We start from the raw sequence: 2,153 nt of genomic DNA, 5'->3' as shown, positions 1-2,153 counted from the left end.
TGTTATAACCGTTCAATATTTCATCAAAAAGTACCTTTAAAGCATTAATTTACCTAGTTTTGCATGTTATTTGACCAAACAAACAAAAAAGTTAAAAAAGATCTTGCGCGTTAAATAAAGATCCCTATAATGCGCCCCACGTTGTCAGGAAGACACCAAGCCGCTAAAACAACAAGTTTGAATTAGGGTTTGGAGCAAGAAATCTTAGAGAAGTTTGTAAAAACTTTTAAGAAAAAGATTTCAAAATAGTGTTGACAGGGAGTTTGGGAAGTGTAGAATGCGCATCCCGGTTGAGACAGCCTTGAGCGACTAAATTGATAGTCAGTCTTAACCAGAACCTTCGGGGTTCGAAATGTTCTTTAACAACTTGTAATTAATTATCTGTGTGGGCACTTGTAAGTGATAGTAACAAATTAAGATTTACTATTCTTAAGTGTCTGTACAAACAAATTTATTTATTTGAACAGTATTTAATGAGTAGCGATTAAATGAAACACTTTAAAGTGAAGAGTTTGATCATGGCTCAGATTGAACGCTGGCGGCAGGCCTAACACATGCAAGTCGAACGGTAACATGAACTAGCTTGCTAGTTTGATGACGAGTGGCGGACGGGTGAGTAATGCTTGGGAATTTGCCTTTAGGTGGGGGACAACAGTTGGAAACGACTGCTAATACCGCATAATAGCTACGGCTTAAAGGGGGCTTCGGCTCTCGCCTTTAGAGAAGCCCAAGTGGGATTAGATAGTTGGTGAGGTAAAGGCTCACCAAGTCAACGATCCCTAGCTGGTCTGAGAGGATGATCAGCCACACTGGAACTGAGACACGGTCCAGACTCCTACGGGAGGCAGCAGTGGGGAATATTGCACAATGGGCGCAAGCCTGATGCAGCCATGCCGCGTGTGTGAAGAAGGCCTTCGGGTTGTAAAGCACTTTCAGCGAGGAGGAAAGTTTGGTGGTTAATACCCATCAGATGTGACGTTACTCGCAGAAGAAGGACCGGCTAACTCCGTGCCAGCAGCCGCGGTAATACGGAGGGTCCGAGCGTTAATCGGAATTACTGGGCGTAAAGCGTACGCAGGCGGCCATTTAAGTCAGATGTGAAAGCCCCGGGCTCAACCTGGGAACTGCATTTGAAACTGGATGGCTAGAGTGCGACAGAGGGTGGTAGAATTTCAGGTGTAGCGGTGAAATGCGTAGAGATCTGAAGGAATACCAATGGCGAAGGCAGCCACCTGGGTCGACACTGACGCTCATGTACGAAAGCGTGGGTAGCAAACAGGATTAGATACCCTGGTAGTCCACGCCGTAAACGATGTCTACTAGCAGCTTGGCGCTTAAGCGCTGTTTTGCGAAGCTAACGCGATAAGTAGACCGCCTGGGGAGTACGGCCGCAAGGTTAAAACTCAAATGAATTGACGGGGGCCCGCACAAGCGGTGGAGCATGTGGTTTAATTCGATGCAACGCGAAGAACCTTACCATCTCTTGACATCCAGAGAATTTAGCAGAGATGCTTTAGTGCCTTCGGGAACTCTGAGACAGGTGCTGCATGGCTGTCGTCAGCTCGTGTTGTGAAATGTTGGGTTAAGTCCCGCAACGAGCGCAACCCTTATCCTTAGTTGCTAGCAGGTTATGCTGAGAACTCTAAGGAGACTGCCGGTGACAAACCGGAGGAAGGTGGGGACGACGTCAAGTCATCATGGCCCTTACGAGATGGGCTACACACGTGCTACAATGGCAAGTACAAAGGGTTGCGAACTCGCGAGAGTAAGCGGATCCCATAAAGCTTGTCGTAGTCCGGATTGGAGTCTGCAACTCGACTCCATGAAGTCGGAATCGCTAGTAATCGTGGATCAGAATGCCACGGTGAATACGTTCCCGGGCCTTGTACACACCGCCCGTCACACCATGGGAGTGGGCTGCAAAAGAAGTAGGTAGTTTAACCTTCGGGAGGACGCTTACCACTTTGTGGTTCATGACTGGGGTGAAGTCGTAACAAGGTAGCCCTAGGGGAACCTGGGGCTGGATCACCTCCTTATACATAAAGTTATGAGATTTACTCGTGTCCACACAGATAATTAATTACGAATTGTGAGCAAGAAGAAGTTACAGGAAAGTGGCATAAGTTAGCGCTTGTGACTCACAAATATAGGCC

Annotated in this window: 1 rRNA gene; it reads left to right on the top strand. The window is 47.1% G+C overall.

Features of this window, described 5'->3' with window-relative positions:
• The first annotated feature begins 500 nt into the window (after window positions 1-500).
• Window positions 501-2,036: ribosomal RNA gene (locus KO505_RS14000) — 16S ribosomal RNA — on the top strand.
• Window positions 2,037-2,153: the final 117 nt, after the last annotated feature.

Source organism: Psychrosphaera sp. F3M07, assembly GCF_018860345.1.
In the GTDB taxonomy this organism is placed as follows: Bacteria; Pseudomonadota; Gammaproteobacteria; order Enterobacterales; family Alteromonadaceae; genus Psychrosphaera; species Psychrosphaera aquimarina.
This window is presented reverse-complemented; position numbering and strand designations above follow the sequence as displayed.